21 protein-coding genes, 1 tRNA gene and 1 pseudogene are annotated in these 23,122 nt (G+C 59.3%); 8 read left to right on the forward strand and 15 right to left on the reverse strand.

Going from position 1 to position 23,122, the window contains the following annotated elements:
- Positions 1-19 precede the first annotated feature (19 nt).
- The 11 genes and pseudogenes from glgA to ASD70_RS25155 form a co-directional block, all read right to left on the reverse strand.
- Positions 20-1,576 (reverse strand): glycogen synthase GlgA, encoded by a 1,557-nt coding sequence (glgA, locus tag ASD70_RS25110; RefSeq protein ID WP_080944624.1) that lies wholly within the window; start codon positions 1,574-1,576, stop codon positions 20-22.
- A gap of 487 nt (positions 1,577-2,063) precedes the next feature.
- Complete coding sequence (locus ASD70_RS25115; protein ID WP_046068296.1) at positions 2,064-3,017, reverse strand: D-2-hydroxyacid dehydrogenase family protein; 954 nt, start codon at positions 3,015-3,017, stop codon at positions 2,064-2,066.
- Positions 3,018-3,042: 25 nt separating this feature from the next.
- Positions 3,043-4,044 carry an alpha/beta fold hydrolase gene (locus tag ASD70_RS25120; protein ID WP_056847699.1) on the reverse strand — a complete coding sequence of 334 codons (1,002 nt, stop codon included), beginning with the start codon at positions 4,042-4,044 and terminating at the stop codon, positions 3,043-3,045.
- A 45-nt stretch (positions 4,045-4,089) separates the two neighbouring features.
- Positions 4,090-4,533, reverse strand: a complete 444-nt coding sequence (locus ASD70_RS25125; protein ID WP_046068294.1) for a YqaA family protein — start codon at positions 4,531-4,533, stop codon at positions 4,090-4,092.
- A gap of 3 nt (positions 4,534-4,536) precedes the next feature.
- Positions 4,537-4,983: a DUF411 domain-containing protein gene (locus ASD70_RS25130; protein ID WP_056847700.1), complete on the reverse strand. Its 447-nt coding sequence runs from the start codon at positions 4,981-4,983 to the stop codon at positions 4,537-4,539.
- A gap of 82 nt (positions 4,984-5,065) precedes the next feature.
- On the reverse strand, positions 5,066-5,524 hold the full coding sequence (locus ASD70_RS25135) for an SRPBCC family protein (RefSeq protein WP_046068292.1): 459 nt from the start codon (positions 5,522-5,524) through the stop codon (positions 5,066-5,068).
- 89 nt (positions 5,525-5,613) lie between these two features.
- The gene (locus tag ASD70_RS30060; RefSeq protein ID WP_371851108.1) at positions 5,614-6,459 is read right to left on the reverse strand and encodes a methyl-accepting chemotaxis protein; all 846 of its coding nucleotides are present in this window, start codon (positions 6,457-6,459) and stop codon (positions 5,614-5,616) included.
- 15 nt (positions 6,460-6,474) lie between these two features.
- Positions 6,475-7,608: pseudogene (locus tag ASD70_RS30065) on the reverse strand (HAMP domain-containing protein); the annotation flags it as partial.
- A 191-nt stretch (positions 7,609-7,799) separates the two neighbouring features.
- A complete protein-coding gene (locus ASD70_RS25145) occupies positions 7,800-9,326 on the reverse strand; it encodes a M91 family zinc metallopeptidase (RefSeq protein WP_082561468.1) in 1,527 nt (508 codons plus the stop codon).
- Between the two features lie 168 nt (positions 9,327-9,494).
- Positions 9,495-10,883, reverse strand: a complete 1,389-nt coding sequence (locus tag ASD70_RS25150; RefSeq protein WP_236708740.1) for a M91 family zinc metallopeptidase — start codon at positions 10,881-10,883, stop codon at positions 9,495-9,497.
- Between the two features lie 283 nt (positions 10,884-11,166).
- Positions 11,167-12,072 (reverse strand): AraC family transcriptional regulator, encoded by a 906-nt coding sequence (locus tag ASD70_RS25155; RefSeq protein ID WP_056847701.1) that lies wholly within the window; start codon positions 12,070-12,072, stop codon positions 11,167-11,169.
- Between the two features lie 103 nt (positions 12,073-12,175).
- Between ASD70_RS25155 and ASD70_RS25160 the strand changes: the two genes are divergently transcribed.
- The 6 genes from ASD70_RS25160 to ASD70_RS25185 all read left to right on the forward strand — a co-directional run bounded on the left by ASD70_RS25160 (position 12,176) and on the right by ASD70_RS25185 (position 16,902).
- Positions 12,176-12,736: a carboxymuconolactone decarboxylase family protein gene (locus ASD70_RS25160; RefSeq protein ID WP_043047696.1), complete on the forward strand. Its 561-nt coding sequence runs from the start codon at positions 12,176-12,178 to the stop codon at positions 12,734-12,736.
- Between the two features lie 39 nt (positions 12,737-12,775).
- The gene (locus ASD70_RS25165) at positions 12,776-13,837 is read left to right on the forward strand and encodes an acyl-CoA dehydrogenase family protein (protein WP_046068288.1); all 1,062 of its coding nucleotides are present in this window, start codon (positions 12,776-12,778) and stop codon (positions 13,835-13,837) included.
- The gene (locus ASD70_RS25170; protein ID WP_056847702.1) at positions 13,834-14,637 is read left to right on the forward strand and encodes an ABC transporter ATP-binding protein; all 804 of its coding nucleotides are present in this window, start codon (positions 13,834-13,836) and stop codon (positions 14,635-14,637) included. The genes ASD70_RS25165 and ASD70_RS25170 overlap by 4 nt, the downstream gene beginning before the upstream one ends.
- Positions 14,624-15,823, forward strand: coding sequence for an ABC transporter substrate-binding protein (locus tag ASD70_RS25175; RefSeq protein WP_046068286.1), 1,200 nt, complete (start codon positions 14,624-14,626; stop codon positions 15,821-15,823). Before ASD70_RS25170 ends, ASD70_RS25175 begins: the two co-directional genes overlap by 14 nt.
- 17 nt (positions 15,824-15,840) lie before the next feature.
- Positions 15,841-16,590, forward strand: a complete 750-nt coding sequence (locus ASD70_RS25180; RefSeq protein WP_177342333.1) for an ABC transporter permease — start codon at positions 15,841-15,843, stop codon at positions 16,588-16,590.
- A gap of 117 nt (positions 16,591-16,707) precedes the next feature.
- A complete protein-coding gene (locus ASD70_RS25185) occupies positions 16,708-16,902 on the forward strand; it encodes a hypothetical protein (protein WP_043047691.1) in 195 nt (64 codons plus the stop codon).
- A 1-nt stretch (position 16,903) separates the two neighbouring features.
- On the opposite strand, the gene ASD70_RS25190 is transcribed toward ASD70_RS25185, so the two are convergent.
- The gene (locus ASD70_RS25190) at positions 16,904-17,284 is read right to left on the reverse strand and encodes a hypothetical protein (protein ID WP_046068284.1); all 381 of its coding nucleotides are present in this window, start codon (positions 17,282-17,284) and stop codon (positions 16,904-16,906) included.
- Between the two features lie 236 nt (positions 17,285-17,520).
- Here ASD70_RS25190 and pvdQ point away from each other — a divergent pair, with 236 nt between their 5' ends.
- Positions 17,521-19,800, forward strand: a complete 2,280-nt coding sequence (pvdQ, locus tag ASD70_RS25195) for a bifunctional acylase PvdQ (RefSeq protein WP_056847703.1) — start codon at positions 17,521-17,523, stop codon at positions 19,798-19,800.
- Between the two features lie 214 nt (positions 19,801-20,014).
- Positions 20,015-20,088, forward strand: a tRNA-Cys gene (locus ASD70_RS25200).
- 184 nt (positions 20,089-20,272) lie between these two features.
- Here ASD70_RS25200 and ASD70_RS25205 read toward each other — a convergent pair.
- From ASD70_RS25205 to ASD70_RS25215, 3 genes are all read right to left on the reverse strand, one after another.
- A complete protein-coding gene (locus ASD70_RS25205) occupies positions 20,273-21,175 on the reverse strand; it encodes a LysR family transcriptional regulator (protein WP_056847704.1) in 903 nt (300 codons plus the stop codon).
- 106 nt (positions 21,176-21,281) lie between these two features.
- Complete coding sequence (locus ASD70_RS25210; RefSeq protein ID WP_082363242.1) at positions 21,282-22,037, reverse strand: acetoacetate decarboxylase; 756 nt, start codon at positions 22,035-22,037, stop codon at positions 21,282-21,284.
- Between the two features lie 173 nt (positions 22,038-22,210).
- On the reverse strand, positions 22,211-23,107 hold the full coding sequence (locus ASD70_RS25215) for a LysR family transcriptional regulator (protein WP_233518702.1): 897 nt from the start codon (positions 23,105-23,107) through the stop codon (positions 22,211-22,213).
- Positions 23,108-23,122: the final 15 nt, after the last annotated feature.

Here is a 23,122-nt window from a genome sequence, read left to right on the forward strand (position 1 = left end):
TATGAAGCCCTCCCAATGATTATTTAGTCGATTTCCCCAGGGCCTTGGCCACCAGTTGTTCGTAGAGTTCGGCGTAGGGTTCTACCGCCTGGCACCAGTTGAAGGGTTGGGTCATGGCGCAGCTGCGCATGGCGTTAAGCAGGCCAGGCAGGGCAAAGACCTTGAAGGCGCGGCTCAGGGCTTCCTTGTAGCTGTCCACAGTGGACTCGTTGAACAGAAAACCAGTGACGCCATTTTCAATGGTGTCCGCCAGGCCGCCGGTGTTACGTGCCACCGGCAACGAGCCGAAGCGCTGTGCATACATCTGGCTCAGGCCGCAAGGCTCATAGCGCGACGGCATCAGCAGGAAGTCGCTGCCGGCGAACATGCGCCGAGCATCGGTCTCGTTGAAGCCGATGCGCACGCCCACCTGGCCCGGGAATCGCAACGCCAACTCGCGCATGGCATGTTCTTCTTCCGGCTCGCCGCGGCCGATGATCGCGATTTGGCCGCCGTTCTCGACGATGAAATCGGCGACCGCCTCGGTCAGGTCCAGGCCCTTCTGGTAGACCAGGCGCGACACCACCGCGAACAGCGGGCCACTGGATGGCTGCAGCCCAAACAGCTCGCGCACATGGGCGGCGTTTATGGCCTTGCCTTCCCAGTCGCCGATATTGAAGTTGTGGGTCAGGTGCGTGTCGGTGGAGGTTTCCCAGCTTTCGTCGATGCCGTTGGGAATCCCGCTGAGCAGACCTTGCTGGGTCTTGCTGGCGAGAAACCCATCCAGCCCGCAGCCGAATTCCGGGGTGGTGATTTCCTGGGCGTAGGTGGCGCTCACGGTGGTGATATGGCTGGAATAGGCCATGCCGGCCTTGAGAAAGGACATCTTGCCGTAGAACTCCATGCCTTCCTGTTGCAAGGCGTGGGGCGGAATGCCCAGCTCGGGCGTCGACGCCAGGCTCACCACGCCCTGGTAGGCCAGGTTATGAATGGTGAACAACGTCGGCGTGCGTGACCCACGCCAGTGCATATACGCCGGGGCCAGGCCAGCGGGCCAGTCGTGGGCGTGCACCAAGTCCGGGCACCAATGGATTTGCGCCAGGTTGGCGGCCATATCGGCGGCGGCCAGGCCCAGGCGGGCGAAGCGAATATGGTTGTCCGGCCAGTCGCGGCCATTATTGGCACCGTAGGGCGTGCCTTCGCGCTCGTACAGCTCGGGGCAGATCAGCACATAGATGACCAAGCCGTCCTTGAGGTCCATGCGCCCGATCTTGCAGGGTGGCAACGCGGCGTGGCCGCCCAGCTCACCGACAATGTGAATCGGGTTGTCGCTTTCCATCACCTGCGGGTAACCGGGGATCAGCACCCGCACATCGTGCAGGTGGGCCATGGCGCGGGGCAGGGCAGCGGACACGTCGCCCAGGCCACCGGTTTTCACCAGGTCGGCGAATTCGGAGGTGACGAACAACACTTTCTTTCGATTCGGGTTCTGACTCACGATCGGCCGCACAGTGTTGGGCAGGTCGGCCAAAGACTTAGGCCCCCCTGCCGGCTGACTAAAACGCTCTCCCTGAGTATCTACTGCGGCACTGATCATAATGCACTCCCATCTGTTGGTCGGCTAATGGCCCGCTGCCATTTGCTCCGATTGACCGCATCCTGCGGCCAGGCACACAAGCGCTGTACAAGCTGGCAAGGCGTATGCCAGTTGCGGCTCAGGCTAAAAAAGATTGGATGGACGGGCATTTGGCGTGAGTCGCGTGTGCTCGTCCTTACCTAAAACTGGACCTGCGGCAGAGTTCGAAAGTTTCGATTTTTTGCGGGGTTTTTGTTTTGGAACGGACCCATCGGTCCTCAGTCTAGGATAGATCCCAGCGCCTGTAGGGTTTTCAGCGGGATTTTGTAGGACAAAAATCTTTTAAGCTTAGGCTGCTGGCGATTAGCCTCCTCTCTACTGTAGGAGCGAGCTTGCTCGCGAAGCACTCAAGAGCGCCGCGCACACCTTGAATCAATGACGGTTTCCGCGAGCAAGCTAGCTCCTGCAAGGGGCAGACCCAGCACGGCGCTCGCACTGATCTGGTGCGTCAACCGAGTATCCGAACAGGCACGCCGCTGGCCCAGGCCTGGATATCCTCGATCATCTGCTGATAGAACTGCCGATAATTCTGCTCGCTCACATACCCGATGTGGGGCGTCGCCAGCACATTCGGCAAGCGACGCAACGGATGGTCAGCCGGCAGCGGTTCCTCGGCGTATACGTCCAGCGCCGCTCCGGCCAGGCGGCCACTGCTTAGCGCCTGCACGAGCGCCTGCTCGTCCACAATCGGCCCGCGTGCGGTGTTGACCAGGCGCGCCGTCGGTTTCATCCAGCCCAACGCCCGGGTATCCACCAAGCCACGGCTGCGCTCACTGAGCACTAAATGAATGCTCAGGATATCGGCCTGCTCGAACAACTCGCGCTTGCTGACCCAGGTGACCCCAGATTCTGCCGCCCGCTGCGGCGTGAGGTTCTCACTCCAGGCAATCACCCGCATGCCGAACACCTGGCCGAACCGGGCGACCTTCTGGCCGATACTGCCCAGGCCGAGGATTGCCAAGGTTTTGCCATGCAGGTCGCCGCCCAGGCCAACCTGCCAGCCGCCTGCGCGTAGCGAGTTGGCTTCGGCAAGCAGATTGCGCGTGGAAGCCATGATCAACGCCCAAGTCAGTTCCGGTGCCGCATGTTTGTAGCTGTCGGTGCCGCACACCTGGATACCCAGGGCCTTGGCGGCGGGAATGTCGATAGCCGCATTGCGCATGCCGCCGGTCACCAGCAATTTGAGCGTCGGCAGGCCTTGCAGCAGCGCCTTGTCGAAGGTTGAGCGTTCGCGCATCAGGCAAATCACGTCAAAGCGCTGCAAACGCTCGACCATCGTGGCGGTGTCGGCGGGGTAATCGTGGAGAAAATGCACCTGGCCCACGGCGTCCAGAACCGACCAATCCACCACGCCCCTGGCTACATTCTGCCAATCATCCATCACTGCAATCTGTACCGACATTTACGCGTGCCTCGCAAAGGTTGGATCAAAGAGTTTTCATACCCTGCAACAGCGCTTTATGAAACTGCTCCGGCTCTTCCATCTGTGGCGCATGGCCCAAGCCTGGGAATTCCACCAGGGTGGCGTGGGGAATCAGCTCGGCCACCTGCTTGCCCAGCACTTGGTAATTGCCAATCCTGGCCTTGACTGCCGGCGGCGCGACATCTTTGCCGATGGCGGTGGTGTCGCTGGTGCCGATCAGCAGCAAGGTGGGCACCTGCAAGTCCTTGAATTCGTAGTACACCGGCTGGGTGAAGATCATGTCGTAGATCAACGCCGAGTTCCAGGCGACCTGATTGTGCCCCGGGCCTTTGTTCAGGCCGGCGAGCATATCTACCCAGCGCTCGTATTCGGGTTTCCAGCGTCCGACGTAATAGGTGTCGCGCTCATATTTGCGCACGCCGTCGGCGCTCAGGTTCAGCTCGCGCTGATACCACTGGTCGACGCTCTGGTAGGGCACGCCCAGGGCCTTCCAGTCTTCCAGGCCGATAGGGTTCACCAGCCCGAGTTGTTCGGTTTGGTTGGGGTACATCAGTGCATAACGCGTGGCGAGCATGCCGCCGGTGGAATGGCCGATCACCGTTGCCTTCTGGATGCCGAGTTTTTCCAGCAATTGGTGGGTGTTGGTCGCCAGTTGCTGGAAGCTGTACTGGTAGTGGTCAGGTTTGCTGGAAGTGCAGAAGCCGATCTGGTCCGGCGCGATCACGCGGTAACCGGCGTCGCTCAACGCCTTGATCGAACCTTCCCAGGTGGCACCGCAGAAGTTCTTGCCGTGCATCAGCACCACGCTGCGGCCGTTGGCTACGCCTTTGGGGGGGACGTCCATGTAGCCCATTTGCAGGGATTTGCCTTGGGACTGGAAGGTGAAATGCTCCAGCGGATAAGGGTATTGAAACCCTTGCAGCTCGGGGCCATAGGTGGCGGCGAACACGGGAGCGGCAGCGCCTGACAACAGGCCAGCGACGCACAACGCACGGATTGAAGGCATGGGTTCCAGCTCCAAGAGAGATGACCGGATGCTCTTTGGAAGAGATTAACTGGGGATTAACACCCACTGCAGGGTCAGCGCTGCGAGCACCCCATAACGTACGCCTTTGGCCAGGGTGACCAGCAGTAAGAAACGCCACAGCGGTTCACGCATCACCCCGGCCACCAAGGTCAGCGGATCGCCGACTATGGGCATCCAACTGAGCAGTAACGTCCAATGCCCCCAGCGCGAGTAATGCCTGCGAGCTTTTTCCAGTTGCTTGGCGCTGATCGGAAACCAACGCCGCGCCTTGAAGCGTTCCACCGAGCGCCCCAGCAGCCAATTGACCAGCGAACCGAGCACATTGCCCAACGTGGCGATGCCCAGCAGCAGCCACAGGTGGTAATGCCCGCTGAGCAGCAGGCCGACCAGCACGGCTTCCGATTGCAAGGGCAGTAACGTGGCGGCACCAAACGCCGCGGCGAACAGCCCCAGGTAACCCATCAGCACCGGTCAGTGTGCTGGGTATTCGGCCACCACTATGTCTTTACCGTCACGGGTCAGGCCGATGACTTGATACGCCTCGCTGCGACCTTCCACTTCCATGCCTGGCGAGCCCAGGGGCATGCCCGGCGCGGCGAGGCCGAGCAGATCGTTGCGTTTGCGCAGGGCCAGCACTTGCTCGGCGGGCACATGGCCTTCGACGAATTTGCCGTCGATCACTGCGGTATGGCATGAACCCAGGCGTGGTGCGACGCCCAGGCGTTGCTTGACTGCGCTCATGTCTGTTTCGACATGGTCATTGACCTTGAAACCGTTGCTCTCCAAGTGGCTGATCCACTTTTTGCAGCAGCCGCAGTTGGCGTCGCGGTGCACATCGATGGGGATCAGGTCGGCGGCCTGGGCGAGAGTGGAGAGCAGGACGCAGGAGAGCATGGCCAGTCGCAATGGGTTTTTCATCGGGGGTCTCACTGAAAGCGCGGCAATAAATCGGGCATTCTCCCTGCTTTTCGCATCGGGGCGACGCAGTAGTGTTTCTAAATTATACGAAGCAGGGGCTCTCCAGCCGGCACTTGAGCTGATCCAGCGCGATGGCGGACCGCTTGGCAATGTGTTCGTGCAAGGTTGCGAGCTGCAACTCGGTCTCATACGTCAGTACGCGCTTGAACAGCGTGCCGTTACGATGAGGTTGCAGGAAATAATGGATAGCACCGTCCACGGCCAATGAGGTAAACACGGCCCTGAACTCATTGGGGCAACGGGCAATTTGCACGCGGTAACTCATGGGGACGCGTATGCCCAGCAAATCAATGGTTTCAGTAAAACGCGCACCTACCGGCACTGAGCCGGTGGTCCCAGTGTCGGCATTGAGAGAGGTGGGGTGCCATTCGTGCCAGCGGTCGGGCTGGGTCACATAGGCGTAGACCCTATCGACAGGTGCCTGGATGAAGCACTCCTGACTGATCCGCTCCAAGCGGATCGAATGCTCAGTCGCATGCATGGCACACCTCCTGTGTGGCGCGTTATAACACTGGGAGCTCTCAGGATAGTCGACTCCCGCGCTCAGCACGGGAGTATTCATAGCATTGATCAGCGTACTTTAAAGCGCCCCATCAAGCTGATCACCCGGCCATTGGCCTCCAGCAGGCTCTGGGTATTGATTTGCGTGGTATGCCCGCTTTGTACCAGTTCATCGACCATATGGCGGATCTGCACCATGCTGCGGTTGATCTCCTCGGTCACCGCACTTTGCTGCTCGGCGGCCGTAGCGATCTGGGTGCTGAGGTTGTTGATATGGCTGACCGAACCGGCCATCTCATCCAGGCCGGTGTTGACCCGCGCTGTGGCATCCGCTGCTGATTGGCAACTGGCCTGGGTGTTTTCCATGGCGGCGACCGAGGAACTCACGCCGGTGGTCAGGCGTGCCAGCATCTCGTTGATCTGCGAGGTGCTGGCCTGGGTGCGGGCCGCCAGTGCGCGCACTTCGTCGGCTACCACAGCAAACCCCCGGCCTTGCTCGCCGGCCCGCGCCGCTTCAATCGCAGCGTTGAGCGCCAGCAGGTTGGTCTGGCCGGCAATGGCGCCGATCACGCCGAGGGTTTCGGTGATGCGTGCGGCATCCTGGCGCATATTTTCCACGGTGTGGGTGGCGCTGGCCACTTCACCGATCAACGCGCTGACGCTGGTGGACGCTTCACCCACCACCACCCGGGAGCGGTCGGCATGTTCGTTTGCACGCTGGGTGAACGAGGCGGTCTCGGCGGCGTTTTGCGCCACGGTGTCGGCGGTGGAGCTCATTTCGGTGATGGCGGTGACCGTCTGGTCGGTTTCCGAGGCATGCCTGACCAGGATCTGGTTGGTATGGGCTGATGTTCGTTGCAACTGTTCAAGCCCGGACGACATGGCGCCAGTGGCTTGGGTCACTTCGCCGATCATGTTTTGCAGGTAAACGATAAAGCGGTTCACCGAGTGGCCAATAGCGCCCAACTCGTCTTCGGCCCGGATGGTGATCCGTCGCGTCAGGTCGGCGTCGCCGGTAGAGAGGGCGTCAATATTGGTTTTCAGCGTTTTCATACGCTGCACCAGTTGGCGGATGGCATAGGCGGCCAGCAGCACCAGCAGCAACACCATGGGGATCTGCACCAGGGCCAGGCTGCCGAGCACATCATTACGCTGGGCGGTGATCAGCGAGGTGGGCAGGGCGGTGGCGAGGAACCACGGCGTGCCCTCGATGGCACGCATGTAGAAGGTGCTGGCCACGCCCTGGTTGTCGAATTCACTGCGTTGTGAGCCCTGATCGCGATGGGCCAGGGCTTTGCTGACCTGCGCGGCGAAGGCCGAGGTGCCGGTCAGTTCGCTGATGTTCTTCAACACTACCGGGCTACTCAAGCGCGTGCTGTTGCTGATGATCTTGCCATCGGCCTCGACGATCAGCATTTGCCCGCCGATGTCTTTTTCCTTGCTGGCCACCAGCTCATTGAAGAAACCCAGGGTCACGTCGATGGTGGCCACGCCATAAGCGGCGCCGTCACGCTGGATCGCCATGGCGCAGTTGGTACGCGGCTCCTGGCTGGCATCATCCTTGTAGGCGGCGGCCCAGGCACATTGGCCGCGTGGGGAGGCGAGGCCGCCCTTGTACCAGCTCTGGTCGTAATAGTTGGGGGCCGGGTCGCTGTTCCAGAAGGTGTTGACCGCCAGCTTGCCGGAGGCATCGCGGTGCCAGAACGTGCTGTGCTTGTTACGCCCCGGCGTACGCTGGTTAGGCAGCGGCCAGATACCGCCGCCAAATACTTTCAGCTCGCCGTATTGATCCACCAGGCCGGGCAAGACCTTGTCGATGGCATCGCTGTCGAGCAATGGGATGGTCTGGGTGATGCTGCGTTGCTGGGCCTGGACCTTGTTCAATTCGCCCTGGATCTGTTCGGCCACTTCGGCCACGCGATTGAGCACCACCTGTTCTTCGGTGTGCTGCAGCTTGGGCGCGACCAACTGGCCGATACCCACCACGGTCAATACGAATAACACCAGGACGAATAGCACCAGGAACAGGGTATAGCGGGCTTGAATGGAGCGCAGTGGGGGCATGGGAGGTCGTCCTTACGAAGCGTTATTGTCGACGCGGCTTTGTTAGAGCTTCGTCGGGCTATCGGCGAGGAACGGCTGAGCTTTAGGCGCCAAGGTGCGAAGTCGGAAAGCGTCAGTGCAGGGAGGTCCAATTGCCGACCGCCCTGCGCGCATTCTTTGGGTCGCCGGGTGGGCGGCGTGCCCATGGCGCCTCAGGCGCCGTCGCCCTGGTGACTGACTTCGAAATTGTAGATCGCCCTCAGTGGCTTACCCATCTCTTCGTTCAAGGCGTTTTCGGTGAAGGGGGGCGGATTGATCGTGCCTGGGGGCGTTGAAGGGTCGTTGTCGAAGTCGAAAGGCGTTGCACTGTTGGGCAGGCCTATGGCTTGAAGTTCGTCATTGTTGACGGTTTTCGAGATGCCCGATTCCAGTTGCTCGGTGCTTGTACCTGCCAGGAAGGTACCGGTTGCACCATTGTAGGCATGGGCAATCTCATGGAAGAGAGCCGTGACGGGTACGGTCGTGTTGGTGCGGTCAGCGCTCTCCAGCGTAGACGGATGAGCATAAAAAATACGCGCTCGATCAGCGCGGGAGCCTGGAACGCCATTTTTGAGAACGCCCCATTTGCTGTCGTCCATCGTCTTTCTGACTTCGGGCGCCACGTTTTCCAGTTCTGTGCTGCCATACAGGTAGGCCACCTCGCTGCCACCGCCGGGTTCGATGCTGACGCTGCCGCCATTGCGTGCCGCCAGTTCATCCATTTTCGCCAGGGCTTGCTGGCCTATGGGGGAACTGCGAAGAAACTCGATGTCGTCGGCGACCTGCTGTTTGAAGCCATGTGTGCCGTCTTGCACAGTGAAACCCTGGTCACCGGCTTTGCTTGGGTTCACCAGGGTAAAGGCCGAACCTTGGGTGCGATCGAAATAATCAGCGGCGCCGACATAGATGCGGTCCCCGTGTCGATTGTTCCAGATAGCGTCATGGCCTTTGCCGGTGTAGAAGGTCGTGCGGTCATGCCCGACCAAATGATCATCACCGTTGCCGCCATTTAGCACATTATGCCCGCTGCCCCCGAAGAGCCTGTCCTGGTCGTCGCCGCCGTCCAGGTAGCTCTGTTTGGTCGAAGGGCCGAGCCCTGCGTGAAGATCATCCCGGCCCTGGTTGCCGTACATCACGTTATTGCCGCTTCCACCGATCAGAGTGTCATCGCCTTCGTTGCCCGCTGCATAACCCAGGCCGCTGCCCAACCGCATGAAGTCATTTCCCTGACCGCCGTAGAGTCTGGTCCTGCCGCCGCCGCCCTGGATATAGTCGTCTCCATCCCCGCCTTCAATGTCCAGGGTCAGCTTGACGTCATCGTCGACGATCACGGTGTCATCACCACCTTTGGCGTCTATCCACAGCGCTTGTCTATGACCTCTTTCCTGTTTCTCGAACAAGTATTCCTTGCCGTTGATGAGGATCTGCAGCTTGTCGCCGGGGTAACTTCGGATATGAATGTGGTCTGCACGATCACCGGTTTCTATATAGAGCCAGTTGCCGATAACTTCCGGGTCTTTGGGCGGCGATGAATCCCAGTCAATGACCCTGCTGATTTGAGTATCACCGTCGGCATGGAGCAGGTGAATTCTCCGTTCGCTGGTACCAGGTGTCAGATCCGGCGGAGGGTCGAACGGTGACGGTTTGGAGGCGGGTGGGGGACTGTAAAATGTTGCCAGGTACGTCAGGGGGAACAGCATGGTGCCTTCCTTTCATTGACTCACGATGAAAACCTGAATTTGCCTCAGGATCGCCATTGTGTGGAGGCTCAGGCGCGATCGTTCCCGGGGGCTGACGACCTTCGTGATGCGGAACATTTCCGTTCGCTCCGGTAAACCCAATCCCCCCTCTGCTGCGTGCAAGAGGGCCTACATGCCGATGCTGTCCTTATGGTAATTCGGCCTTAGAGGGGTTCCCATTTCTTCATACAAACCGTTCTCGGTAAAATGCCTGGGATTGTCGCTGGTCAAGCCCACGGCCTGGTGTTCGAAGTTATTGACCGGGTTGGTTCCACCCGATCGTGAAATTTCCAAGGTCTCGCCTGGCAGCAGCGTCCCGGTGGCGCCATTGTAGGCGTGGGCAAGCTCATGGAAAAACACGCCAATCGGCGGTCGCAGATGGGTGTGTTGGCTGTTTTCCACGATCTGCGCCGGGTCGTAGTAGATCACTGCGCGATTGGCCCTTGAGCCGGCAACGCCATCTTTCATTTCTCCCAATGCAGCACCGTCAAGGTTTTGCGCTTGCTGCTCTGTCAGGTTATCCAGTTCAGTACTGTCGAATTCATAACTGGAGCCGTCCTGGCTGATCGGAGCAATGCTGACTTTGCCGTGATTCACCATCGCGATTGCATCCATTTCAGTGAGCGCCTGCTGACCGATAGGTGAACTGCGCAGGAACTCGAGGTCGTCGGCCACTCGCTGTCTGAAATCTTCGTTTTCCTGCTCGGTTGATTCGACTGATTCCAACAGTGTGAAACCGTGCTGGCCGGCGTCGTTGGGCTTGACCTCGATGAATGTCGAACCGCTGGCGCGGTCGAAGGCATCACCGGTTTTGCCGTAGATTCGATCCTCACGGCGGTTATTCCAGATACTGTCCTGGCCTTTGCCGGTATAGAAGGTCGTACGGCCAGCGCCCACGAATACATCATTGCCATTGCCCCCGTGGGCCACGGTTTGCCCGTTGCCCGAGAGCAGTGCATCGTCGTCGTTGCCACCGTCCATGTAGGTCTGTTTACCCTCGGGGCCGAAACCGCCAATGAGCAGGTCCTTGCCGTTGTTACCGTACATCGCGGCATTGCCGCTGCCGCCGATCAGTGTGTCGTCATCGTCGTTGCCCTCCGCATAGCCGAGGCCGCTGCCCAGGCGTATGACAACCCGGCCCTTGCCCCCGTAGAGGCTGGTCCTGCCACCACCTGCCTGCAGGTAATCGTCGTCGTTACCGCCTTCTACCGTTGCCTGCAGTTTGACGTCATCATCGATGATCACCGAGTCATGGCCACCTTTGGTCTCGATCAGCAGGCTCTGCTCAGGCCCCTGGGGTGGCTTTATCGAAAAGAAGTAGGGTTTGTCGTTGATGAGTATCTGCAGCCTGTCGCCAGGCCAGTTGCGTATGTGGATGCGGTCGGCGCCGTCGCCGGTCTCTATAACCAGATAATTACGTTTGATCGTGGGTACATCGGAGCTCGGGTCCCATACAAGCAGCCGCGAGATGTTGACCTCACCGTCGCTGTACAGTGTGAGCAGCCGGTGGTTATACACGCCAGGTTCCAGGTCCGGTGGCGGGTCATAAAACGATGGGGCAGGGTGGCTGGCAGGCCCACTGGATCGGGCGTCTGTGTAAGTTGTGGCGAGATACGCCAGGGGAAATAGCATGTGCGCGTCCTCCATGGTTGCGCGTTACGAAAGCCTGACTACCTGTCAGGTTTCCATTGAGAGACGTGGGCAGGGTAATGGTTCCAGTGGGTTGTCAGAGGATAATTCTGTATACGTCCCTGAATGCGCGTAGGCGCGATTGTCGCCGCAGGCCCATGCCGATGAGCGGCTAGACCTGCGCCCTGCGATAAGCGCCAGGCTGTTGCCCGGTGACTTTATGAAAGGCGCGGGTAAACGCGGCCACCGACTGATACCCCACCGTCAGGGAGGCTTCGGCTACGGTTTGGTCGGCCTTGAGCAATTGGCAGGCATGGCGCATGCGGATCATCAACAGTACCTGGCCGGGTGACTGCCCGCACAGTTCATTGAAGCGCTTGAAGAACGCCGAGCGCGACAACCCGGTGCAGGCCGCCATGCTTTCCAGGCTCCAGGGCTCGCCCGGCCGTGCGATCAACTGTTCCAGCAGGTGTGCAAACGCAGGCGCACGGCCCAGCGCTGCCAGGCCGCCGAGGCCGGTGTTATCGATCACTTGTTGACGCAGCACATACAGAAACAGCAGATGACACAGGCGTTCAAGCAACGCAGAGGAGGGCGCAGGTGCCCGGGCACATTCTTGCAGGATCAGCTCGAACAGGTTGCGTGCCGCGGTAAGCGACGGGTCGCCGGCGCGCAGGATGATCCAGGTGGGCAGGATGTCGACAATCAGCGTCGACAGGCCGGATTGGAAATGAAAAAAACCGCAGACTAATCCCACACCGTCGGTGGCGTTGCTGTCCAGGGCCTGCATCGGACGGCGCGGGCACTCCTGGGCGCCGGCTGCCGTAGCTTCCCCGGACAGTCGATAAGCAAAGTCGCGCAACAGAAACACCGCGTCACCATTATTCAAGTGCTGAGGCGTTGGATCGCCGTCGATATGCAGCCAGCATTCACCCTGCACAATCAAATGGAAGCTCGCCTGGGCCAGGCCATGGGTGCTTGCATGCCAGTCGCCACAGTAGCGACCCACGTGAAACAGGCTGGTGTTGAGTTCGAGGCTATCTAATAACCAGTCGACTAGAACATTGGACGAATTCATCTAATAGAAAGACTCAAGAGCAAGTAATCGCTACTTTAGCCTATTGAGCGATTTTTTTAGAACCAACAGACTGGGGCATTAGATCCCACTAGGAGACCACGCCATGTCCCGCGTACCGTTACTGACCCCCGAAACCGCCCCGGAAGCGGCCAGGCCTTTCCTTGAAAACGCGCTGAAAGGCTCGGGTTTTATCCCGAATCTGTTGGGCGTCCTGGCCAACGCACCGGCTGCGCTTGAGACTTATATCACCGTCTCCGGCTTGAACGCCAAGGCAGAACTGAGCCTGGCCGATCGCGAAGTGGTGCAACTGATTGCCGCCACCAGCCATGGCTGCGATTTCTGCGTGGCAGGTCACACCGCCGTGGCGCGCAACAAGGCCAAGCTGCCTGAAGACGTGATCGAGGCCTTGCGCCGGCGCGGTGAGCTACCGGACGCTCGCTATGAGACACTCGCCGCTTTTACCCGGGAAGTGATCGCCACTCGTGGTGATGTCAGTGATGCCGGCTTTGAGGCGTTCCGCGCTGCGGGCTACACCGACGGCCACGCGCTGGAAGTCATTTTGGGGGTGAGCCTGGCCACCCTGTGCAACTTCGCCAATGTGTTTGCCCGTACCCCGCTGAACCCGGAGCTGGCGCAATACCGTTGGGAAAAACCGGCAAGCTGAATTGGCGTTGGTCCACCTGCTGTAAAAGGAGAGACATGAATGCTTGACCCAATCTTGAGCCGTTGGCTCGATGTTCAAGCGCAGGCCCTGGACGTGGGCAGTTGCGATCCACAGGAAGTGCTGCCACGCCTGGCAGAGGCCAATATTCTGAAAATCGGCGTGCCTACTCAGCTGGGCGGCCTGGGCGGTGATGTGGCGGGGGCGGTCGAGGCCATTGCCAACGTTGCCAGCCATTCCCTGGCGGCGGCGTTTGTATGCTGGGGCCAGCGCTCGTTTATCGAGTATTTGTTGCAGAGCCCGAATGAACGGTTGCGCGAGCAACTGATGCCGGACCTGCTCAGTGGCAAATTGGCCGGGGCAACCGGGCTGTCGAATGCAATGAAGTTCATATCGGGCATCGAGGCGTTGCAGATCAGTGCCGAACCCAACGAGCATGGGTGGACGCTCAATGGTCGCTTGCATTGGGTGACTAACCTGCGCAAGAACGGGTTTGTCGCGGCAGCGGCCATCGAGCATGCGGGAGGCGGCGCGCCCTTTATCCTGGCGATCCCGGATTCGGTGGCAGGCTTGCAGCGTTCCCGCGACCTGGAGCTGCTCGGGCTGCAATCGAGCAATACCGCAGCCCTTGGCCTGGAAGGCGTGGAGTTGAGCCGCGACTGGTTGCTGCATGAAGATGCGCGCAAGTTCCTGCCAGCAGTGCGCCCGGCGTTCCTGGGCTTGCAGTGCGGCATGTCGATTGGCCTGGCCCGACGTTCGCTGGCCGAGGTGGCCCACCACTTGGGCGCCAGTCGCACGGTATTGCGCGAAGAGTTGGAAGCGTTGCGCGTGACGCTGGATCACCTGGTCACCGAGCTCAAGACTGGCCTGCTGGCCGGGCGCTTTGCCGCCGAGCCGGTGCCCTTGTTCAAGCTGCGTATCGCCCTGGCCGAAACCGCCGCCAGCGCCGTGCAGCTTGAGCTGCAAGCCAGCGGTGGCAAGGCGTACCTGACCGCACATGGCAGCGGCTTTGCCCGGCGCTGGCGCGAATCGGCGTTCGTGCCGATTGTGACGCCAAGCCTGGTGCAACTGCGTACCGAGTTGCATCGCCAGGGTCATCTATGAGCCAGGCGGTCATGACGGCCCAGGGAGTTTGCCTGGGGTACGCCAACGGGCCGGTGCTGCAAGGCTTCGACTTGCAGCTGCAGCCGGGCGAAGTGGTTTCGATCCTCGGCCCCAGCGGCGTGGGAAAATCCAGCCTGTTGCGCGTGCTTGCCGGTTTGCAGGTGGCCCAGGGTGGCAGTGTGCAGGTCTTGGGCGAGCCACTGCGCGGTCCCCATCCCAGGGTGGCGGTGGCGTTTCAAGACCCGAGCCTGTTGCCATGGTTGAACCTGGAAAGGAATGTGGCGTTCGGCCTGGATTTCGCCCGCCAGCCGCACCTGACCACAGAAGAGCGGCGCCAGCGTGTCGACCATGCGATTGCTGCCGTTGGCCTGGAACATGCGCGGCAACAATTCCCAGCGCAGCTGTCCGGCGGCATGGCTCAGCGCACGGCGCTGGCGCGCTGCCTGGCGCGCCAGCCTCAGGTGTTGCTCCTCGACGAGCCCTTCGGTGCACTGGATGAAGTGACCCGCGCCGATATGCAGCACCTGTTGCTCAAGGTCAATCGCGAACAAGGTTCGGCGGCGGTATTGATCACCCACGATATCGATGAGGCACTGCTGCTGTCCGACCGTATTCTGCTCCTGGGCGACCGCCCGGCGCGGACCCTGGGCGAATGGCATATTGACCTGCCACAACCGCGAGATGAACAGGTCGAGGCCATCGGCGCGCTGCGTATCGACATTCTTAAAACCTTACGGCAGGCGAGCCGCACTCAACCCAACCCCTTAGAACAACAGGAGCTTAGCCATGTGTCTGGATGACTTGACCCACTCGCGCCGTGACTTTCTCAAACTGTCTGCCGTGCTCAGTGCTGCCGGCGCCTTGCCGTTGCTGAGCAGCCTGCAGGCCCGTGCCGCCAATGAGCCTGACGCGCCGGTACGCATCGGTTACCTGCCGATCACCGACGCCACGCCGCTGCTGGTTGCGCACAATAACGGCCTGTTCGAAGCCGAAGGCATCAAGGCTGAACGCCCGGTGCTGCTACGCAGTTGGGCCCAGGTGATCGAGGCGTTTATCTCGGGCCAGGTCAACGTGATTCACCTGCTATCGCCGATGACCGTGTGGGCGCGCTACGGCAGCAAGGTGCCGGCCAAGGTCGTGGCGTGGAACCATGTCGGCGGTTCGGGCTTGACCGTATCGCCAGGCATTACCGACGTGAAGCAACTGGGCGGCAAGTCGGTGGCGATTCCGTTCTGGTATTCGATCCATAACGTAGTGGTGCAGCAACTGTTCCGCGACAACGGCCTCACGCCGGTCAGCCGTGCCACCGGCGGCGCGATTGCAGCCAATGAAGTCAACCTGATCGTATTGCCGCCGTCGGACATGCCGCCAGCGCTGGCCAGCAAGCGCATCGACGGCTACATCGTCGCCGAGCCGTTCAACGCCCTGGCGGAGAATCTCAAGGTGGGTCGAGTGCAGCGCTTTACCGGCGATGTGTGGCGCAACCACGCGTGCTGCGTGGTGTTCATGCACGAACATGATCTCACCAACCGCCCGGAATGGTCGCAGAAGGTGGTGAACGCCATCGTCAAGGCCCAGGTATGGACACGGGACAACCGCGAAGAAGCGGTGAAGTTGTTGTCCAAGGACGGCCCGAACCGTTACACACCCCATGCCGAGCCGGTGTTGAGCAAAGTCCTGGCCCCGGCCGCCAGCGACCGCGCTGGCTACCTTGCGGACGGTGCGATCCAGCACGCCAATTGGGACGAACACCGCATCGACTTCCAGCCTTACCCATTCCCCAGCTATACCGAGGAACTGGTCAAGCGCCTGAAAGACACCCTGATCGAAGGCGACAAGAAATTTCTCGCCGACCTCGATCCGGCCTTCGTCGCCAAGGATCTGGTGGACGACCGTTTCGTCCGTCATGCGATCGAAGCAGTGGGTGGCATGAAGACGTTCGGCTTGCCGGACGGTTATGAGCGGCACGAGGAGATTGGCGTTTGAACAACGGCAAAACCTTCGTGTGGCCAGGTTGGCTGCTTGGTAGCAGTGGCTTGGCCGGTTTGTTGGTGTTGTGGTGGCTGGGGGTAAAGGTGTTTGGCGAGGCCGATGGGTTGTCGGCGCGCTTTTCCCTGGAGGCCACCTTCAGCAGTTTGTGGGAATTGCTTGGGCGCAGTGAGCTGTATCTGCACATTGCTGTCAGCCTCAAGCGCATTTTCGTCGGGTTGTTTCTTGCACTGTCAGTGGGCGTGCCACTGGGGCTGCTGGTGGGCAGTTCACGCAACCTGGAGGCGGCAACCACGCCGGCCTTCCAGTTTCTGCGCATGATCTCGCCACTGTCCTGGATGCCTATTGTGGTGATGCTGATGGGGGTAGGGGACCAGCCCATCTACTTCCTGCTGGCCTTTGCCGCCGTATGGCCGATTATGCTCAACACGGCAGCGGGCGTGCGTCAGCTCGACCCGCGCTGGTTGCAGTTAAGTAAAAGCTTGAGTGCCACGCGTTGGGAGACGCTGCGCCGGGTGATCATTCCCGGCGTGGTCGGGCACGTGTTGACCGGTGTGCGCCTGGCGATCGGCATCCTGTGGATCGTGCTGGTGCCGTGTGAAATGCTCGGGGTCAGTGCGGGGCTTGGCTATTACATTCTCGATACCCGCGACCGCCTGGCGTATTCGGAATTGATGGCGATGGTGGTGTTGATCGGGTTGCTGGGGTTTGCCCTGGATGCGTTTGCACGATGGCTGCATCAGCGATGGGTGCACGCGAGTTGAACGCCGGGCGAGCCAAAGCGATTCATCGGCTGTAACATAACCCTCCCTGTAGGACCGAGCTTGCTTGCGCTTATGGGGAGGTAATGTTGTTACATATCCAAGGTCCAGGAACCCGTCATGACCCAAAAGCAACGCTTGAAATACTCGATCCTGATTTCCCTGGTAGTGCTGGCATCGATGTTTGGCCTGTCCTATCTGCAGAATATCGGGGTGATCAGCGAAAAAACCTTCCAGTACCTGGCCATTGCGATTGCCGTGGTGGTCGTGGTGATCAACGGCATCATGCGCCGCAAGGTCAAGCCCAACTTCTGAGTCAGGCCCGACCCTCGAGCACTTTGGCAGCCTCTTCATGGAGGCTGTAGCTCTTGTCGGCATTCAACGTGATCACGCCCTCGCTGCACAGACGCTTGAGCACCTCACGCACACTGAGAAACGACAACGGGATGTCCAGCTCCAGCAAATGGCTGTGCACACCTCGCACCCCCAGGGTGCGCTGGTTGTCGGCAGCGGTGAGAAGGGCGTCGATGACCTTCAGCCGAATAAGGCTGGTGCGCAAACCGAAACACTTGAGCAAATGGCGAATGCGCTGGTTGCCCTGCTGTTCGGGCAACTTGCCGAACGCTTGTGTGCTACTGCCGAAGTTGGAATCGGCAGTCGGTGAATGTCCATCCGTGGGCACTTGCGGGTTATACATGCATAAACTCCTTTTCAGAGCCGGATCAGAAAAAGATGGCGCTCTTAAGTAATAAGACGAACGAGTGGCGCAAATCATGAAACGATGGATGTAGAAAATTTGTCGGTATCGGATTGGACACACCTCGACCGCCACTGATAATCGTCTCTGCCGACTAAATTACTCCTGGCTATTCGCGTTCTTACGGTGGGGTAACCATCCCTCGTAAGGGTGTCTAATTTGACTGTGGAGTCGGCGTGATTATTTCCAATGGGTTGTCCAGGGTAGGCGTGGCAGTGCTGTTGCTGGGGGTGAGCCTGGCCGCATCGGCACGGGAACCAGTAACGCAGGCGTCGGCGGATATCCGCCGTACCAGTTACGGTGTACCCCATATTCGCGCTAACGATGAGCGTGGCCTGGGGGTCGGTATCGGGTACGCCTATGCCCAGGACAACTTGTGCCTGCTGGCTAATGAAGTGGTGACGGTCAATGGCCAGCGCGCCAGGTTTTTCGGCCCCGAACAAGCCACCCTGGAAGAGCGCAACAACCTCGCCAGCGATGTGTTCTTCACCTGGCTGAATAACCCCGAAGCGGTGACCGCCTTCTGGAAAGCGCAAACCCCCGAGCTGCAACAGCGCATTCAGGGCTATGTGGCCGGCTATAACCGTTATCTCAAGGAGCAGGGCGCCCCGGCACAATGCCAGGCAGCCTGGGTGCGGCCGTTGGTGGTTGAAGATCTTGTGAAGTTGACCCGCAGGCTGTTGGTCGAAGGTGGTGTCGGCCAATTCGCCGAAGCCTTGGTGGGGGCCACACCACCCCAAGCCATCGCCAGGGTGCAACCCAGCGCCAAAGTCTTTGAGCTGGCCGCCGCCAACCAACAGCGCTTCACCCTGGACCGAGGCAGCAATGCCGTCGCCGTCGGCCGTGACCGTTCCTTCAATGGCCGTGGCATGTTGCTGGCCAACCCGCACTTCCCCTGGGTAGGCGGCATGCGCTTTTACGAGATGCACCTGACCATCCCCGGTCAGTTGGATGTGATGGGCGCTGCATTGCCGGGCCTGCCGGTGGTAAATATCGGTTTCAACCAGCATGTGGCATGGACCCATACCGTGGATACGTCCAAGCATTTCACCCTGTACCGCCTGACCCTCGACCCCAAGGACTCCACCCGTTACCTGCTGGACGGCAAGTCCATCCCCCTGGACAAGACGACTGTGTCGGTACAGGTCAAGCAGGCCGACGGCAGCCTCAAGGATGTGACCCATACGGTCTACAGTTCGCAGTTCGGCCCCGTTGTGCAATGGCCCGGCAAGCTCGACTGGGACAGCCACTACGCCTTCAGCTTGCGCGACGCCAACCTGGGCAACGACCGGGTGCTGCAACAGTGGTACGCCATGAACCGCGCCGGCAGCCTCAAGGAACTGCAAACCTCGGTACACACCCTGCAAGGCATTCCCTGGGTCAACACCCTGGCCGCCGATGACCAGGGTCAAAGCCTATACATGAACCTGTCGGTGGTGCCCAACGTCAGCGCCGCCAAGCTCGCCCAATGCAGCGACCCGCGGGCCGGCCTGCAAATGATCATGCTCGACGGCGCCCATAGCGCCTGCGCCTGGGACATCGACCCGCGTGCTGCCCAGGCCGGTATCTTCCCTGCTGATCAGTTGCCACAGCTGCAACGCACCGACTATGTGCAGCACTCCAACGATTCCGCCTGGATGGCCAACCCCAAGGCGCCGTTGACAGGCTTCTCGCCGGTGATCAGCCAGGACAACATCGGCCTCGGCCCACGCGCCCGGTTTGCCATCCAACGCCTGCAATCCCTGGACAAACACCCCATCAGCGTCGCAGACCTGCAAAACATGGTCATGGACAACCAGGTGTACCTGGCGGGCCAAGTCATGCCCGACCTGCTGGCGTTCTGCGCCAAACACCTGGGCGCCGACGCCGCTGTGCTACAACCGCTGTGCGCCAGCCTGAAAGACTGGGACCAGCACGCCAACCTCGACAGCGGCGTGGGCCTGGTGCACTTCATCAACCTGATGCAGCACCTGCAGCAAATCCCCGACGCCTGGCGCGTGGCCTTCGACCCGGCCCGCCCCCTGACCACCCCAACCGGCCTCGCCATCGACCGCGCCCCCGTTGCCAAGGCCCTGCGCGAAGCCATGCTGGCCTCCAACGCAGACGTCAACCAACTTGGCCTGAGCCGTTGGGGCGATATCCAAGTCTCCGGCCACACCCCCATCCACGGCGGCCCGCAGGAATTGGGTATCTACAACGCCATGCAAACCGTGCCCCGCGCCGACGGCAAACGCGAAGTGGTCAGCGGCACCAGCTATCTGCAAATTGTCACCTTCGACGACAAGGGCCCCAACGCGGTAGGCGTGCTGGCGTTCTCCGAATCCAGCAACCCTGCGTCCAACTATTCAAAGGACCAGACCCAAGCTTTCTCCGAGAAAAAACTACGCCCACTGCCGTTCACCGATGCCCAGATCAAAGCCGATCCGCAGTACCAAGTCCAGACCGTGAAGGAGTAGGGCAGGCTTGCAACCCCTTGATGCCAAGACAGAATATTTTTTGAAATCAAGGGGTTGCAGGCATAGGCAAATGAGTACATAATGGCGCCCATCGAACGCAATGAAGCATTAAAAACTTCAATGTATTCAATGAGTTAGAGTAGAGGCGAGCTTCACATAGCCCACTCAAGTTTGTATGCGGTGAATGTCAGCAGCAAGGGCATTGATCGTTTGAGGCCGAGTAGCAAAATGGTTATGCAGCGGATTGCAAATCCGCCTACGCCGGTTCGATTCCGACCTCGGCCTCCACTCTTAGAAACCCCGTAGATTAACGTCTACGGGGTTTTTTATTGACTACGATATCTTGATCACTCCCGTCTGAGTTGAATAGCAAGCTCTTTTTTGGGCACACATAGCAAGCGCCCGAAGTATATGCAGGCATTTCAAGAGCTTTTGATACCATAAAAGTGATTCTGGAAATAAAGTCGGTAATCTAAGATGAGAATTCACTAGATGTAGCCCCGGCCTTCACTGATTCAATCCATTTCCAGGCTGCCCAGGACAGTTCGGAACCCCTGCGCCAGACCACCACCACGCGCCATTCCATTCCGGGCGCATCCAGATCAACGAGTTGTACACTGGTGTTTTCGTAGTGGCTGGCTATGAGGCGCGGCAGGCAAGTAATACCCACTCCCGCCGCTACCATTGCAAGGGCAAAGTCCGGCTGCGAACTCTGGGCAACTTCATGGATTTCGAAACCCTGAGCCACACAAGCTTCCTTGAGTATGCGCGTCAGTGCCGAGCCTTTGCCGAGGGTGACAAACGCTTCGTGCGCAAGCTCATTGAGCCGCACCTTCTTGCGCGTCGCGAGTGAATGGCTGCGAGGAACGACCAACACCATGGGCTCACAATGCACGACCAGCGCGTTCAGCTCGGTGAGCGTAGGCAGTAGTGTTACCGCCAGTTCTATTTCATTGTTATGGATTGCCTGTTCAAGTTCTTCACCGCCATGTTCACGCAAATGAATGGCAACCCCACGGTAACGCTCACGGAACTCGGCCAGAGGGGCGGCAAACAGTTGCGCACTGCCCAGCGGGGGAAGGCCAAGGCGCAACTCACCTTTTTTGACTTGGCGGGATGCGTCTAGATCGAACAACAAGCGTTCACGCTGCGCGAGCATTGTGAGTGCATGTTCCAGGACGGTTTCGCCAGAGGTGGTGAGTTTTACCCCGACACCCCGGCGTCCGCGCTCCAGTAACGTGACGCCCAGTTCATCCTCAAGTAAACGTATGGCTTTGCTAAGTGCCGGTTGGGAAAGCGGGATAGCTTTGGCTGCCTTGCCGAAGCTGCCATGGCGAACGATCTCGGTGAAGTAACGAAGCGTCTTAAGATCCATTCGGATGTCGCCATGGCGCAAAGCAGTAAGAGTATCGTGCGGGATGATCTGTCTGTTGGGATTCTTTAATACGTTGAGGGCACGAAGGTCGTGCAGGCCTTTACCCTCAGCGTTGCACGGGTGCAAGGTAGTCGTGGACTACCTCGCCCAGGCCCAGTGTCAGGTCGGCCACGATGTGCACACCTGATAAAATCTCAAGCACTGGGAGGTCATTGACTCGTGCTAGCGCATGGGAAAACAGGTTCAGACCAACTGGCCCTGTCCATGCCCCTTTAATCAGCACATCTTCACAACGGTATTCGACCAGTTCCAAAATACGCGCTGTACCGTCTACATGTGGAACGATTTTCAGCAGAAAACCAGGTGCCTCAATCGCTGCCTTCGCCAGGCCGTGGTCCATCTCGAGATGCTTGTAGCCCATAGTTGCATTCGCAACTAGTACCTTCCCGTAGTGCAATTCTCCCACCAACGTATCGGACTCAACGCTGAGAGTGGGCCTGGCGAGCTTCTTTGGAAAGCCCCACAATTCTCGCCCACCAGATATTGCAGCAAAGTCATCGAGATACATGGAGTGGGTGTAGCCGCCCTTGCGCCCTGCATAAGCTACCGGAATAACTTGACCCGATTCGGTGTAGTCCCCGAAGCCTGTTGAATCTGGCATTCGGATGAACTCGTATCTGACGATGGGATTATCCATGTCAATGTCGAGGGGTTCAGGAACCCATTTACGTAACTTCTCCGGGTCGGTACGGTAAGTGATGATGAGAAACTCTCGATTTACAAAGCGGTACGGACCAGGTGCAAACGCAGGACTTGTCAGTGGCATAGAGTAAGCGTACTGCTTGATATCATTGATATTCACAATAGTTTCCTTCCAGTGCTACGCACCAGGATGGTCATGGGGTGAGCGGTCTCGACGATCTGCGACGCACTCTACGTACAAAAAAACCATAAAAAAAATGGCTTTTTTTTATGGTTTACATACCCAAAAGAAAACTAATTATTCGTTGTTCGTACTGGTCAACAACGCGCCGATCATGGCTGTTTGCAATCCCCGATACGTTCGAATAGGCGCTCCAGCAAGGGGGAGACGCTTGTCCCGGTGTGTGCCAGGACCAGATCGAGGGCAGAGTCGTAAATCGCGCCAAGGCGTCGGGTAGCGATGTTCTTAGGCAGCATCTTGCAAAAGGAATCGGGAACCAGGCTGCATAGTCCAGTGGCGGTCACCATGGAAAAAATGCTCAGCATCCCGTCGGCCTCAAGTGGCACGATCAAGTCTGTCTTGTACGGTGCCAGGAAGGCGTCGATTGTCGAGCGAAGCGCAGGTGCTGCCTTGGCGCTGATCACGACCAGACGCTCCCCGGATAAGTCCCTGGCAGAAATCATACGCTTGCGTAATAGGTGATGGCCGCGCGGCAGGATCGCCGTCAAAGTCTCCTTCCGGATAACTTGGCTCACCCATTCAATGGGCACGTCGCCTCTTCGAATGAAGGCGGCCTCAATGCTCTGCTGTTGCAAAGCGCTGATCAGGTCCAGCGGCAGTTTACTTTGAACATCTACCGCAATGCCTTTCATTTCGGGGCCCAGTGCCGTCGAAACACGGCCCATCAGTTCATCCTCCGTTCCGGGGATCATTCCCAGTACCAGTCTATGAACCTGCTTTCCTTTATCCTGCGTACGCTTGATCGCAGAATTGAATTGGCTGACCGTCAGACGAGCCTCCTTCTGCAACACTTCTCCCGCTTCTGTCAGGCAGGCTCCCTGCCAGGAGCGGGTAAAAAGCTTGCAGCCGACATGTTCTTCCAGTGCGTGCATCTGGCGTGTCAAAGATGGTTGCGCTACACCCAGCCGCTGCGCAGCCGCGGTAAAGCTGCCCATGTCGGAAATTTCCAGGAAATAACGTAGGTGTCGGATCTCTATCACGATGGCCATGCCTGTCAGTTATGG

Origin of the sequence: Pseudomonas sp. Root569, from assembly GCF_001427465.1 — a bacterium.
GTDB lineage: Bacteria > Pseudomonadota > Gammaproteobacteria > Pseudomonadales > Pseudomonadaceae > Aquipseudomonas > Aquipseudomonas synxantha.